9 protein-coding genes are annotated in these 14859 nt (G+C 70.4%); 8 read left to right on the top strand and 1 reads right to left on the bottom strand.

The window, feature by feature from the left end; all coding sequences use genetic code 11:
* The first annotated feature begins 12 nt into the window (after positions 1–12).
* Positions 13–1506: an AMP-binding protein gene (locus EDF31_RS14020; RefSeq protein WP_131846535.1), complete on the top strand. Its 1494-nt coding sequence runs from the start codon at positions 13–15 to the stop codon at positions 1504–1506.
* Positions 1503–2702 carry an acyltransferase gene (locus EDF31_RS14025; RefSeq protein ID WP_131846536.1) on the top strand — a complete coding sequence of 400 codons (1200 nt, stop codon included), beginning with the start codon at positions 1503–1505 and terminating at the stop codon, positions 2700–2702. The genes EDF31_RS14020 and EDF31_RS14025 overlap by 4 nt, the downstream gene beginning before the upstream one ends.
* Before the next feature lie 309 nt (positions 2703–3011).
* Here EDF31_RS14025 and EDF31_RS14030 read toward each other — a convergent pair whose 3' ends face one another.
* Positions 3012–4340 (bottom strand): MFS transporter, encoded by a 1329-nt coding sequence (locus tag EDF31_RS14030; RefSeq protein WP_131846537.1) that lies wholly within the window; start codon positions 4338–4340, stop codon positions 3012–3014.
* 193 nt (positions 4341–4533) lie between these two features.
* Here EDF31_RS14030 and uvrB point away from each other — a divergent pair, with 193 nt between their 5' ends.
* From uvrB to whiA, 6 genes are all read left to right on the top strand, one after another.
* Positions 4534–6606 carry an excinuclease ABC subunit UvrB gene (gene uvrB, locus EDF31_RS14035; RefSeq protein WP_111084166.1) on the top strand — a complete coding sequence of 691 codons (2073 nt, stop codon included), beginning with the start codon at positions 4534–4536 and terminating at the stop codon, positions 6604–6606.
* Positions 6596–7513, top strand: a complete 918-nt coding sequence (locus tag EDF31_RS14040) for an SDR family NAD(P)-dependent oxidoreductase (protein WP_131846538.1) — start codon at positions 6596–6598, stop codon at positions 7511–7513. The genes uvrB and EDF31_RS14040 overlap by 11 nt, the downstream gene beginning before the upstream one ends.
* Before the next feature lie 49 nt (positions 7514–7562).
* Positions 7563–10589: an excinuclease ABC subunit UvrA gene (uvrA, locus tag EDF31_RS14045; protein ID WP_243650053.1), complete on the top strand. Its 3027-nt coding sequence runs from the start codon at positions 7563–7565 to the stop codon at positions 10587–10589.
* Entirely contained in the window at positions 10590–12674 is a 2085-nt protein-coding gene (gene uvrC / locus EDF31_RS14050) for an excinuclease ABC subunit UvrC (protein WP_131846539.1), read from the top strand.
* 103 nt (positions 12675–12777) lie between these two features.
* The gene (gene rapZ, locus EDF31_RS14055; protein WP_111083956.1) at positions 12778–13677 is read left to right on the top strand and encodes an RNase adapter RapZ; all 900 of its coding nucleotides are present in this window, start codon (positions 12778–12780) and stop codon (positions 13675–13677) included.
* Positions 13678–13752: 75 nt separating this feature from the next.
* Positions 13753–14733 (top strand): DNA-binding protein WhiA, encoded by a 981-nt coding sequence (gene whiA / locus EDF31_RS14060; protein ID WP_111083957.1) that lies wholly within the window; start codon positions 13753–13755, stop codon positions 14731–14733.
* The last annotated feature ends 126 nt before the right edge of the window (positions 14734–14859 follow it).

Raw genomic sequence — 14859 nt, forward strand, 5'->3', positions numbered from 1 at the left:
TAGCCTCTGCTGGTGCAGCCCGTCGACGGAGAACCCGACCTGCGCTCGCTCATCCGCGACCGCGCGGCGGAGAGCCCCGAGCGCCCCTACCTGGAGGACGCCCGTTCTGCGCGCGTCCTGACCTACCGAGCGCTCGAGGACGCCGTGACCGCCTGGTCCGCGACGTTCGACGCGATCGGCGTGCCCGCCTCCGGAGCCGTCCTCGTCGACGTCGGCGACCCGCTCGCGTTCGCCGTGGTGCACCTGACCGCCGTGGCGACCGGGCGCCGTGCCGTCCCGGTGGACACCGGACAGCCGGCGACCGAGCCGGCCCGCCTCGCCGACCTGATCGGCGGGGCCTCGATCGTGGTGTCGGACCGCGCCGTGGACGGGACCGTCCCCGGAGTGCCCGCCAGCGGGATCGACGCGGCCACGTTCCTCCCGGCCGCCGTCCGTGACGGTGACGTGCCCACGCAGAGTCCGGACGCACCGGGCGAGGGGTCCGTGGTGCTCTTCACCTCCGGGTCGACCGGCGCTCCGAAGGGCGTCGAGCTGCCGGAGTCGCAGCTGCTGTTCGTCGCGCGGGCGGTCGCGCGGCACAACGGGTTGACCGGCCGCGACCGCGGGTTCAACTCGCTGCCGCTGTTCCACGTCAACGCCGAGGTCGTCGGCTTGCTGGCGACGCTCGTCGCCGGGGCGACGCTCGTGCTCGACGTGCGCTTCCGGCGGACCGGGTTCTGGGAACTGCTCGCCGAGCGGCGAATCACCTGGCTGAACGCGGTGCCGGCGATCCTCGCCGTGCTCGCGAAGACCGGGCCACTGGACTTCCCGGAGGGCCTCCGGTTCGTCCGGAGCGCTTCGGCACCGCTGCCGGACCCGGTGCGCACGGCACTCGGGGACGTCCCGCTCGTCGTGAGCTGGGGGATGACCGAAGGTGCGTCGCAGATCACCGCGACGCCGCTCGACGCGCCTGCTCGCCCCGGGACCGTCGGCGTGCCCGTCGGGTCCGAGGTGCAGGCACGCGACGAGGACGGCGCAGCCCTGCCCGCCGACGAGGTCGGTGCGCTGTGGGTGCGCGGCCCGGGGATCGTCGGGCGCTACCTGTTCGGGCGCGCGCCCGACCGCTTCGACGCCGACGGCTGGCTGAGCACGGGAGATGTGGGGTCCGTCGCTGCGGACGGCTGGGTCTCGCTCGCCGGACGCTCCGACGACGTCATCAACCGCGGCGGCGAGAAGGTCTACCCCTCCGAGGTCGAGGACGTCCTGCTCGGCGACCCCCGGGTGCTCGAGGCCGTCGTGGTCGGGCGGCCGGACGACGTGCTCGGGGCCGTCCCGGTGGCGTACGTGATCCTGCAGCAAGACGCAGCCGACGCCGCTGCGCTCGTCGCCGACCTGACCGCGCGCGCCGAGGCCCACCTGACCCGCTTCCGCCGCCCCGTCGAGATCATCGTGGTCCCCGACCTGCCGCGCGCGCCCACCGGCAAGGTGCAGCGGGCGAAGGTGCGGACGATGGCGCAGCCGTCGTGACCGGCACCCAGCCGCAGCCGCAGGCCCAGCCGCAGCCGCAGCCGCAGGTCCAGACCCCGACCCGCACCGCGGCGGGCAAGCCACGCCACCTGTACGAGGTCGACGTCCTCCGGATCCTGACCTTCGCCTGCGTCATCGGCGTGCACACCACGAGCCACACTGCCGCGTCCGACGACGTCGGCCTGAACGCGCTGCTCGCCCTGCTGCACTTCACCCGGCTCGTCTTCTTCTCGCTGACCGCGTTCGTGCTCGTCTACAGCTACAGGCTGCGACCGCGGCCGATGGCGCAGTTCTGGCCGAAGCGGTTCCTGCTCGTCGGGGTGCCGTACCTGGCGTGGTCGTTCGTGTACGTCGGCTCGAGCTGGCTCCTCAGCAGCACCCGTCGGGGCGACGTGCCCGACCTGGTGCGCACCCTCGCCGAGGGCATCGTCACCGGCTCGTCCTGGTACCACCTGTACTTCCTGCTCGTGACCATGCAGGTGTACCTGCTGTTACCGGTCATCGTGTGGCTGGTCCGGAAGACCCGTGGGCACCACGTCACGACGCTCGTCGTGGCGCTGGTGGTGCAGCTCGTCGTGTTCGCCGGGTACAAGTACTTCCCGGCGAGCGACGCCTGGCTGCACGGGTACCAGAAGCAGTTCTTCTTCTCGTACGTGTTCTTCATCGTCTCCGGGGCGATCGCCGCCGACCACGCCGATGCGTTCCTCCGGTTCATCCGGGTGCACCGCCGGGCCGTGCTCTGGGCCTTCGGCGGCGTCGGCGCGCTGACGCTCGGCGTCTGGGCGCTCCAGGTTGCCCTCGGCCAGTCGCTCTACGCCGCCGGCACGCCACTGCAACCGATCGAGGCCGTGTGGAGCACCGCGGTCTTCGTCGGCTTCCTGGCGATCGGTGCGCGCTGGGCGGATCGTCGGCGTCCCGGCAGCCCGGTCGCGCGCTTCGTCGACTACGCCTCGGACCGGTCGTTCGGGATCTTCCTGAGCCACCCGTTCCTCATCTGGATCCTGCTGTACGGCGACAGCTGGCTCGAGGCCGTGGTGCCGCGGCCGTGGCTGACGCTCGTCACGTACTTGCTCGTGGTGGTGCTGTCCGTGGCGGTCACCGAGGCGTTCCGGTGGACCCCGCTGAGCGTGCCGCTCACCGGCCGGCCGGCGCTCGCGTCCCGCGCCCAGCGTCGGGCGCGCAGCCCGCAGCGCTGACCCGCGCACTCCGGGCGTCCCTGGTCGGTCCTCCTGACCAGGGACGCCCGTTCCCGCTTGCTGTCCGCGACGGCGGACGCGCTGCGCCGCGGTGGACGCGCTGCGCCGCGGTGGACGCGCTGCGCGGCGGACGGGAGGCGCGGGTCGGCCCGGACCCGGGCCTCCCGTCCGGCGGTCGGGGACCACCAGGGCCCCGCAAGCGTCCGGTGCGTCCCGTTGCGGACAGCGGAATCGGGCGTACCTGGTCGTTCCTCTCGACCAGGTACGCCCGATTCGGCACGGCGTGCCGCTGTCAGCGCGCGTCGCGGGTCAGGGGGCCCGCTGCTCGGCGGCGGGGGTGCCGACCTCGAGGAAGCCGTTCGTCGACGTGAGCCGCTGCGGCTTCATGAACCACGCGACGACCGCCGCGGCGCCGAGCAGCACGCACGACAGGGCGAACGGCAGCTGCCAGCCGGACGCGTCGATGAGCAGCCCGAACACGATGGGGGAGACCACGCCGGCGATGCCGAAGCCGGTGTTCATGAAGCCGGACGCGGTGCCGGACCACTGCGGGGCGACGTCCATCGGGATCGCCCAGAGGTTCGCGTTGCAGAGCTCCAGGAAGAAGAACGACAGCGCGAGCGAGATCGTCGCGACGAGCAGGCCCTGCCCGATGACGAGCGGGATGAGGCAGACGAGCGACCCGCCGAGTCCGATCACCAGGACGGTCCGGCGGGCGTTCCGGGTGTTGCCGCCGCGGTGGATGATCCGGTCGCTGAGCATGCCGCCGACCGTGTCGCCGATGACGCCGGCGAGCAGGATGAGCGTGGTGAACAGCGCGAAGTCGCCGATCTCGAGCCCGTAGGTCGAGCTGAGGAACGTCGGTAGCCACGTGAGGAACACCCAGAGGGTCCAGCCGTAGCCGAAGTCGACGAAGGTCACCGGCAGGATCTGCCGCGCCATCTGCCGCCACGGCACCGGCGGACGGGTCGCACGGGTCTCGACGGGCGGGAGCTCGTCGATCTCGACCTGCGTGATGCCCTTCGTGGACTCGGGCTTGTCGCGGAACCAGACGAACCAGACGATGCCCCAGGCGAAGGACAGGACCGCCGTGGCGAAGAACGCCCACCGCCAGCTGCCCGTCGAACCGATCACCCAGGCGACGAGCAGCGGGGCCAGCGCGTTGCCGAGCCGGGCCGCGGAGTGCACGACGCCCTGCGCGAAGCCGTTGCGGTCGCGGGGGATCCAGCGGGTCATGGCCTGGGTCGCGGTCGGGAACGCCGCGGCCTCGCTGAGCCCGAGGAGCGCCCGGGCCGCGAACAGGGTCCAGAAGCCGACCGCGAAGCCGGTCCACAGTGTCGCGACGCCCCACACCACGGTGATGACGAAGAGGGCCTTGCGCGGTCCGAACTTCTCGCTGATCGTGCCGCCGAAGACCTGCAGCAGCGCGTAGGGCAGTGAGAACGCGGACACGATCAGGCCCGCGGTGGCCTCGTTGAAGCCGAACTCCTCGGTGATGTGCGGCAGCGCCGTCGAGATGTTCGTCCGGTCGATGTACGAGATCGCGTACATGAAGCAGAGCAGGAGGAGCACTCGTCCGCGGATGCGACCGCGGAACGGGGTGCCCTTCGTCGGTGCGGCGGGGGTCGCCGTCGTCATGGGGCCTCTTCGGGTGTGGCTCGTGCTGGCTCGTCGGGGACGTGCGGAGCGATCGGGTTGCTGAACGGACCGGACGATATGCCCGCTGGTTATCAGCGGACTTGGAGGCTGCTTGGCGAGGACAATACGCCGAGGGCGAGCAGGGGCGCTGGTGTCAGGGGTGCCGACTACCGTTGATGCCATGGGTGTTGCGATCGAACCGACCCGAGCGGTACGTCCGTTCGAGGTCATCAGCGAGTACACGCCGAGTGGCGACCAGCCAGCGGCCATCGCCGAGCTCGCCGGGCGCATCAACGCCGGTGAGACCGACGTCGTGCTGCTCGGTGCGACCGGTACGGGCAAGTCGGCGACGACCGCGTGGCTCATCGAGCAGGTGCAGCGGCCGACGCTCGTGCTCGCGCACAACAAGACCCTCGCCGCGCAGTTGGCGAACGAGTTCCGCAGTCTGATGCCGAACAACGCGGTCGAGTACTTCGTGTCGTACTACGACTACTACCAGCCCGAGGCGTACGTCCCGCAGACGGACACCTTCATCGAGAAGGACTCCTCGGTCAACGCCGAGGTCGAGCGGCTCCGGCACTCGACGACCAACTCGCTGCTCAGTCGGCGCGACGTCGTCGTGGTGTCGACGGTGTCCTGCATCTACGGCCTCGGCACACCCGAGCAGTACATGAACGCCTCGGTGGCCCTGCACGTCGGGCAGACGATCTCGCGCGACCAGCTCGTGCGCAAGTTCGTCTCGATGCAGTACCAGCGCAACGACGTCGACTTCGCCCGCGGTACCTTCCGCGTGCGCGGCGACACCATCGAGATCATCCCGATGTACGAAGAGCACGCCATCCGGATCGAGATGTTCGGCGACGAGGTCGAAGCGCTCTCGTCCCTGCACCCGCTCACCGGCAACGTGATCAACGACCTGCCCGCCGTGTCGATCTTCCCGGCGTCGCACTACGTCGCCGACACCGACGTCATGCACCGCGCCATCGTCGACATCAAGGCGGAGCTCGCCGAGCGCCTGGCCGAGCTCGAGGGGCAGGGCAAGCTGCTCGAGGCCCAGCGGCTCCGCATGCGCACCACGTTCGACATCGAGATGATGGAGCAGATCGGCTTCTGCTCGGGCATCGAGAACTACTCGCGGCACATGGACGGCCGCGTCGCTGGCGAGGCGCCGCACTGCCTCATCGACTACTTCCCCGACGACTTCCTCATCGTCATCGACGAGTCGCACGTCACCGTGCCGCAGATCGGCGCGATGTACGAAGGCGACGCCTCGCGCAAGCGCACCCTCGTCGACCACGGGTTCCGGCTGCCGAGTGCGCTCGACAACCGTCCGCTGCGGTTCGAGGAGTTCCTCGACCGCGTCGGGCAGAAGGTCTTCCTGTCGGCGACGCCCGGTCGGTACGAGCTCGGCATCACGGACAGCGTCGTCGAGCAGATCATCCGCCCGACCGGCCTCGTCGACCCCGAGATCGTCGTGAAGCCGAGCGACGGCCAGATCGACGACCTGCTCGAGGAGATCAAGCAGCGTGTCGACAAGGACGAGCGCGTGCTCGTCACGACGCTGACGAAGCGCATGGCCGAAGAGCTGACCGACTTCCTCGGCAACGCGGGCGTGCGGGTGCGGTACCTGCACTCCGACGTCGACACGCTCAAGCGCGTCGAGCTCCTGACCGAACTGCGACAGGGCGTCTACGACGTGCTCGTCGGCATCAACCTGTTGCGAGAAGGCCTCGACCTGCCCGAGGTGTCCCTGGTGGCCATCCTCGACGCCGACAAGGAAGGCTTCCTGCGGTCGTCCACGTCGCTCATCCAGACGATCGGTCGCGCGGCCCGCAACGTGTCGGGCCAGGTGCTCATGTACGCCGACAAGATGACCGACTCGATGAAGACCGCGATCGAGGAGACCGATCGTCGTCGCGAGAAGCAGGTCGCGTACAACCTGGAGCGCGGCATCGACCCGCAGCCGCTCCGCAAGAAGATCGCCGACATCACCGAGGTGCTGCAGCGCGAGAACGACGACACCAAGGCGCTGCTGCAGGGTCGTCCCGGCGCCGACGGTCGCCGCTCGCCCACGCCCAACCTGAAGCGCGGCGGCATCGCGGGCGAGGGCGCGACCCAGCTCGAGGCGACGATCGGCGACCTCAACGACCAGATGCTGCAGGCGGCAGCGGAGCTGAAGTTCGAACTCGCCGCGCGACTCCGCGACGAGGTGCAGGACCTGAAGAAGGCGCTGCGGCAGATGGAGTCGGCCGGGCATGTCAGCTGAAGATCGCCGCACGGTCGTCGTCACCGGGGCGAGCGCGGGCCTCGGGTACCACGCGGCCGAGCAGCTCGCCGCGTCGGGGCACCGGGTCGTGCTCGCCACCCGCGACCGCGGTCGCGCAGCAGCAGCGGAACAGAGCATCCGGCGGCACGTGGACGGAGCGTCGTTGGCGCACGTGCACCTCGACCTCGCCGACCTCGACTCCGTCCGTGCCGCCGCTGACGAGCTCGCGGCCCTCGAACCGGACGGCGTCGACGCGATCGTGAACAACGCCGGCGTCGTCGGGGCCTCGACCCCGAGCACCACCGCACAGGGCACCGAGCTGCAGATCGGCACGAACCACCTGGGGCACTTCGCCTGGACGGCGCTGACGATGCCGCTGCTCGAACAGCGTGGCGGTCGCGTCGTGCACCTCGGGTCGATCGCACACCGGTGGGCCAGCCTCGACACGGGCGACCCGTTCCGCGTCGGCCACTACTCCAGCTACCGGCAGTACGGCCGCAGCAAGCTCGCGGTGATGCTGTTCGGCCTCGAACTCGCCCAGCGGTTGGCGGATGCGGGCTCGTCCGTCGCCAGCGTGGTCGCGCACCCCGGACTGTCGCTCGACGCGCTCTCGCCGGAGCGCCCGGACGTCGCACCGTCGCGCCCGGAACCCGCGTGGACCCGGCCGGCGCAGCGGGTGTACGCCCAGGGCAAGGACGCCGGTGCCGAACCCCTCGTGCACGCTGCGGTCGCCGCGGACGTGCGCTCGGGGGAGTACTGGGGACCGGCCGGGTGGATGCAGCTGCGCGGACCCGCAGCCGTGGTCCGTGCCGAGCCGCGCGCCCACGACCGGACCGCCGCCGCTCGGCTCTGGACGGCCAGCGAGCGTCGTTCCGGGGTCGCGTTCGCTCTCGACGCACTCGTCTGACCACCGACTCGCGGGCGGATGTCGGACCCCTTTCGTAGAATCGACGGCGATGACAATCACCTTTGACCGCGGCACCGCGACCTCGGGCCGGAACGCCTTCGGCGAGCCGACCGACCCCCACCTCCCCGGCGTGACCGTCCCGACCGGCTCCTCGACGCTCAGCGTCCGCGGGGCCCGGGTGCACAACCTCCGGAACGTCGACCTCGAGATCCCCCGTGACTCCCTCGTGGTGTTCACCGGCCTGTCCGGATCCGGCAAGTCGTCGCTGGCCTTCGACACGATCTTCGCCGAGGGCCAGCGACGCTACGTCGAGTCCCTGTCCGCGTACGCCAGGCAGTTCCTCGGCCAGGTCGACCGGCCCGACGTCGACTTCATCGAAGGGCTGTCGCCCGCGGTGTCGATCGACCAGAAGTCGACGAACCGCAACCCGCGGTCGACGGTGGGCACGATCACCGAGGTCTACGACTACATGCGTCTGCTTTGGGCGCGCATCGGGGTGCCGCACTGCCCGACGTGCGGCGAGGTCATCAGCAAGCAGACCGTGCAGCAGATCGCCGACCAGCTCATGGAGTTCGAGTCCGGCACGCGCTTCCAGGTGCTCGCCCCGGTCATCTCCAAGAAGAAGGGCGAGTTCGTCGACCTCTTCCAGGAACTCGCGGCGTCCGGCTACGCCCGCGCGATCGTCGACGGTGAGCGCATCCAGCTCAGCGACCCGCCGAAGCTCAAGAAGCAGGTCAAGCACGACATCTCGGTGATCGTCGACCGTCTGGTGTCGAACGAGGACATCCTCGGTCGGCTCACCGACTCGCTCGAGACAGCACTGCGCCTGACCGGTGGCACCGTCGGCATCGACCTGGTCGACCACGACGGCCCCGGTGCGGTGCGCACCTACTCCGAGAACCTGTCGTGCCCGAACAACCACCCGCTCGCGCTGACCGAGATCGAGCCCCGCACGTTCTCGTTCAACGCGCCGTTCGGCGCCTGCCCGGAGTGCTCCGGGCTCGGCACGCGCATGTCGGTGGACCCGGACCTGGTGCTCGGCGACCCCGATGCCTCGCTGCGCGACGGCGTCCTGCTGCCCTGGACCGGAGCGAGCGGGCTGTACTCGTACTTCGAGAAGCTCCTCGCCGGCCTCGGCAAGGACCTCGGGTTCACGCTCGACACCCCGTGGAGCCAGCTCGACGCCTCGGTGCAGGCCGCGATCCTGACGGGCAAGGACTTCCAGGTGTCGGTGTCGTGGCGCAACCGCTTCGGCCGCGAGATGCGCTACACCAGCGGGTTCGAGGGCGTCATGCCCTACATCGAGCGCAAGTTCGCCGAGGCCGAGTCGGACTCGCAGCGCCAGCGCTTCCAGGGCTACCTGCGCGAGGTCCCGTGCCCGGTGTGCGAGGGCACGCGCCTCAAGCCCGAGGTCCTGGCGGTCACGGTCGACGGCCGCAGCATCGCCGACGTCACCGACATGTCCCTCGACAACGCGTACGCGTTCATGGACACCCTGACGCTCACCGACCGCGAAGCGCACATCGCTGCGGCGGTCCTGCGCGAGATCCGGGCGCGCCTCGAGTTCCTGCTCGAGGTCGGCCTGAACTACCTGACCCTGGCGCGCGGCGCCGGCGGGCTCTCCGGTGGCGAAGCACAGCGCATCCGTCTCGCGACGCAGATCGGCTCCGGCCTGACCGGGGTGCTGTACGTGCTCGACGAGCCGAGCATCGGGCTGCACCAGCGCGACAACCGCCGCCTCATCGACACCCTGGTCAAGCTCAAGGACCTCGGCAACACCCTGATCGTCGTCGAGCACGACGAGGACACCATCCGCACGGCCGACTGGGTCGTCGACATCGGCCCCGGGGCCGGCGTCAACGGCGGCAACGTCGTGCACTCGGGCTCGTACGAGGGCATCATCGCGAACCGCGAGTCGGTGACGGGGGACTACCTCGCCGGCCGTCGTGCGATCGAGGTCCCCGCCGAGCGTCGCAAGGTCAACCTGAAGCGCACCATCAGCGTGCAGGGCGCACGGGCGAACAACCTCAAGACGATCGACGCCGACTTCCCGCTCGGGGTGTTCACCGCGGTCACCGGCGTGAGCGGGTCGGGCAAGTCCACCCTGGTCAACGACATCCTGTACAAGGTGCTCGCGAACCAGCTCAACGGCGCCCGGCACATCGCCGGCAAGCACACCCGCGTCAAGGGCCTCGACCAGCTGGACAAGGTCGTGCACGTCGACCAGGCCCCGATCGGCCGCACGCCGCGGTCGAACCCGGCCACCTATACGGGTGTGTTCGACCGGATCCGGCAGCTGTTCGCCGAGACCCCCGAGGCGAAGACCCGCGGCTACCAGCCCGGTCGGTTCAGCTTCAACGTCAAGGGCGGCCGGTGCGAGAACTGCTCCGGCGACGGCACGATCAAGATCGAGATGAACTTCCTGCCCGACGTCTACGTCGCGTGCGAGGTCTGCGGCGGCGCGCGCTACAACCGCGAGACGCTCCAGGTCCACTACAAGGGCAAGAGCATCTCCGAGGTCCTGGACATGCCGATCAGCGAGGCGGCCGAGTTCTTCGAACCGATCTCCGCGATCCACCGGTACATGGCGACGCTCGTCGACGTGGGCCTCGGGTACGTCCGTCTCGGCCAGAGCGCGACCACGCTCTCCGGCGGCGAGGCACAGCGCGTGAAGCTCGCCACCGAGCTGCAGCGCCGCTCGAACGGCCGGACCGTCTACGTGCTCGACGAGCCGACGACGGGTCTGCACTTCGAGGACGTCCGCAAGCTCCTCCTGGTGCTGCAGAGCCTGGTCGACAAGGGCAACACCGTCATCACGATCGAGCACAACCTCGACGTGATCAAGTCGGCCGACTGGGTCATCGACATGGGCCCAGAGGGCGGTGCCGGCGGCGGTACGGTGCTCGCGACCGGCACCCCGGAGCACGTCGCCGACGTGCCGGAGAGCTTCACGGGCGTCTTCCTGCGGGAGATCTTCGACGCGCAGGACGCCCGGGTCGGCAAGCAGCAGGCGGTCGAGGCCCGCACGGCGAGCCGACCGAAGAAGTCGACCAAGCAGAAGGCGGGTGCACGGTAGGTGGCGGACACCGTCCCGTGGCGCCCGAAGGCGGGGGAGATCCCGACCGACCCGGGCGTCTACCGCTGGCGTGACGAGGCCGGCCGGGTGCTCTACGTCGGCAAGGCGAAGAACCTCCGCGCCCGGCTGAGCAACTACTTCGCGCCGCTGCCGACGCTGCACGAACGCACCCGGCGGATGGTGCTGACGGCCCGCAGCGTCGAGTGGACGACGGTCGGCTCCGAGATCGAGGCACTGCAGCTCGAGTACACCTGGATCAAGGAGTTCGACCCGCCCTTCAACGTCAAGTTCCGCGACGACAAGTCGTACCCGTACATGGCGATCACCATGGCGGACGAGGCCCCACGGGTGATGGTCACGCGGAACCGGAAGATCAAGGGTGCGAAGTACTTCGGGCCGTACCCGAAGATCTGGGCGGTGCACGACACCATCGACCTGATGATCAAGGTGTTCCCGATCCGCACCTGCTCGGACTCGTCGTACAAGCGCGCGATGCAGACGGGCAAGCCCTGCTTCCCCGGGCAGATCGGCAAGTGCGGCGGTCCCTGCTCGCAGCGCGTCACCATCGAGGAGCACCGTGCGCTCGTCGAGGAGTTCGTGCGGTTCATGAACAGCTACGACCGCCGGGTGATCACCGAGCTGCGCCAGCGCATGGGCGCATCGGCCGATGCGATGCAGTACGAACAGGCCGCGAAGTTCCGCGACCAGGTCGAGGCGCTCGAGGCGGTGCTCGAGAAGTCCGCCGTGGTGCTCCGCGACTCGGTGGACCTCGACCTGTTCGGCATCGCCGAGGACGAACTCGCCGCCGCCGTCCAGCTGTTCTCGGTTCGTGGCGGGCGTATCCGCGGTGTCCGCGGGTGGGTCGTCGACAAGGAGCTCGACATCTCGACCGGTGACCTGGTCGAGCAGATCGTGCAGGGCGTCTACGCCGACAACGAGCTCACGCCGGCGGCCGTCGCCGAGGAACCCCCGCGCGAGGTCGTGGTGCCGACCCTGCCCGAGGACGCCGACGCGCTGCAGCAGTGGCTCAGCGAACGGCGGGGTGGCCGCGGCACGAAGCTCAGCACCGCGCAGCGCGGTGACCGTGCCGGCCTGGCCCGCACGGCCGCGCAGAACGCCGCCCAGGCGCTGATGCTCTACAAGACGAAGCGGTCGGCCGACTACACGACGCGCTCCGCGGCCCTCGCCGACATCCAGGACGCGCTCGGCATGACCGAGGCCCCGCTCCGCATGGAGTGCTACGACATCTCGCACCTGCAGGGCACGAACGTCGTGGCGTCGATGGTGGTGTTCGAGGACGGCCTGCCCCGCAAGGACCAGTACCGCCGCTACACGATCGCCGAGACCACCGACGACACCGACAGCATGTACCAGGTGCTCACCCGGCGGCTGGCGCGCCTCGACGAGGACGCGGACCTGCCGGACGTCCCCGACGTGACGAGCGCCGAGGTGGTCGAGGGCTCCAAGCCCTCGAAGCGGTTCGCCTACCGCCCGCAACTGCTCATCGTCGACGGTGGACAACCCCAGGTGCAGGCCGCCAAGCGTGCGCTGGACGAAGCCGGGGTGCGTGACATCGCGCTGGTCGGCATCGCGAAGCGTCTCGAGGAGCTCTGGCTGCCCGACGACGACTTCCCGGTGATCATGCCGCGCAACTCCGAGGCGCTCTTCCTCATCCAGCGCATCCGCGACGAGGCGCACCGATTCGCGATCACGCACCAGCGCACCCGCCGCAAGCGCGACGTGCGGTCCCGGCTGTCCGAGATCCCCGGGCTCGGGCCGTCGCGGGTGAACGCGCTGCTCAAGCACTTCGGGTCCGTGGCACGGCTGCGCGAGGCCACGGCCGACGAGATCAGCGAGGTCAACGGCGTCGGTCCGGCGACTGCCGCGGCGGTCGTCACGAAGCTGCAGCAGACCCCGACGAGCGCGCCGGCCACCAGTGCGGCGAGCCCGACGAGCGCGCCGGACGCCGAGACGGACCCGACGGACACCGCGGATCCCGCGGACCCTGGGGACGCTGCGCCGCTCCCAGGAGGCCCGGTGCGGGTCCCCGACGTGACCCACGACGGTCCGCAGCTGCCCACGTGACGCATCCCGTGCCTCCCGACACCTGTCGGGCGATACCCTGGTCCCGCAGCCGAGACTTCCCCGGGCGACGCGCCCGGGCCGCCACGACGGAGCCCACTCCCAGATGACCGACAGCGCCACAGCGACCGCGCACGCGTCGCAGCACGACATCCTCATCGTCACCGGCATGTCCGGGGCCGGGCGTTCGACGGTCGGCAAGGCCCTCGAAGACCTCGGCTGGTACGTCGTCGACAACCTGCCGACGCAGATGCTGGCACCGCTCACCGAACTGGCCGACCGCGCCGGCGAGAAGATCCCGAAGATCGCCACGGTCGTCGACGTCCGCGGCGGACGGTTCTTCACGGACCCGGAGCACGCGGTCGAACAGGTGCGGTCGACCACGTCCGCACGGGTCCGGGTGCTGTTCCTGGAAGCCACCGACGCCGTCCTGGTGCGGCGCTTCGAGCAGGTCCGACGACCCCACCCGCTCCAGGGCGAGGACACCCTGCTCGACGGCATCGCGCGCGAGCGGACCCGGTTGGCCGGACTGCGCGAGGCGTCCGACATGGTGATCGACACCTCGGACCTCAACATCCACCAGCTCGCGAACACCGTCACCGAGCAGTTCGCCGACGATCACTTCGTGGGTGTTCAGGTGACGCTCATGAGCTTCGGGTTCAAGTACGGACTGCCCGCCGACGCCGACATGGTGGCCGACGTCCGGTTCCTGCCGAACCCCTACTGGGTCCCGGAACTCCGGGCCCACACGGGCCTCGACCAGCCCGTCTCGGACTACGTCCTGGCCCAGGCCGGAGCCCGTCCGTTCGTCGATCGGTACGTCTCCGTGCTCGAGCCGGTGCTCGAGGGGTACCAGCGCGAGAACAAAAGACACGCTACGATCGCCATCGGCTGTACCGGCGGGAAGCACCGCTCGGTCGCCATCGTCGCCGAGTTGGCGAACCTCCTCCGCGGGATGCCTGGCGTCGCCGTGCGTGTGAAGAACCGAGATCTCGGCCGGGAGTGACCGTCCCTCCGGCCGCTCCCCACGTACGTGCCGCCGGAATCGCGGGACCACCAGATGAACGTTAGGAATGATGCTGTGCCGTTGACTGCCGAGGTCAAGGACGAACTGGCCAGGGTCGCCGTGAACCGCAACACGGTCCGCGCCGCCGAACTGGCCACGATCCTCCGGTTCGCGGGTGGCCTGCACGTCATCTCGGGCCGCATCGCGGTCGAGGTGGAGCTCGACACCCGGATCATCGTGCACCGGGTCCGCAAGGACCTCGCCGAGCTGTACGGCGTCCGCAGCGAGGCGTCGGTGGGCTCGTCCGCGTCGTCCCGTCGTGGCACCCGCTACCTGGTCCGCGTGCTCGAGGCGGGGGAGACCCTCGCACGCCAGACCGGTCTGATGGACGCCCGCCGCCGCCCCGTCCGCGGGCTGCCGAACCGGCTCACCACGGGCAACCGCGAAGACCTCGCCGCGATCTGGCGCGGTGCGTTCCTCGCCTCCGGCACCCTGACCGACCCGGGCAGGGCTGCAGCGCTCGAGGTCACGTGCCCCGGCAACGAGGCCGCCATGGCCCTCGTCGGTGCCGCGTCGCGTCTCGGCGTCGCCGCGAAGGGCCGCGAGGTCCGTGGCGTCCACCGCGTCGTCATCCGCGACGGCGAGGCCATCGGCCAGATGCTCACGGTGATGGGCGCCGCCCGCACCACCGCCGACTGGGAGGAGATGCGGCAGCGTCGCGAGGTCCGTGCGACCGCGAACCGCCTCGTCAACTTCGACGACGCCAACCTCCGCCGCTCGGCGCAGGCCGCCGTCGCCGCCTGCGCCCGCGTCGAGCGCGCGCTCGAGATCCTCGGCGACGAGGTCCCCGACCACCTGCAGTACGCCGGCGCGCTGCGCCTGCAGCACCGCGACGCGTCGCTCGACGAGCTCGGCCAGCACGCCGATCCGCCCATGACGAAGGACGCCATCGCCGGTCGCATCCGCCGACTCCTCGCCATGGCCGACAAGCGCGCGTCCGACCTCGGCATCCCCGGGACGGAAGCGAGCGTCCCCGAGGAGCTCGAGGGCGTCTGAGACGGGTCGTCCGACCTGCATGACGGGAGGCGCGGTGCCAGCTGGCACCGCGCCTCCCGTCCGTTCTGTGGGGGCGCCCACGGGCCGCACCGACGTCGTTCCGGACGTTGCGGACGACCGTCCGGA

Source organism: Curtobacterium sp. PhB142, assembly GCF_004341255.1.
Classification (GTDB): Bacteria; Actinomycetota; Actinomycetes; order Actinomycetales; family Microbacteriaceae; genus Curtobacterium.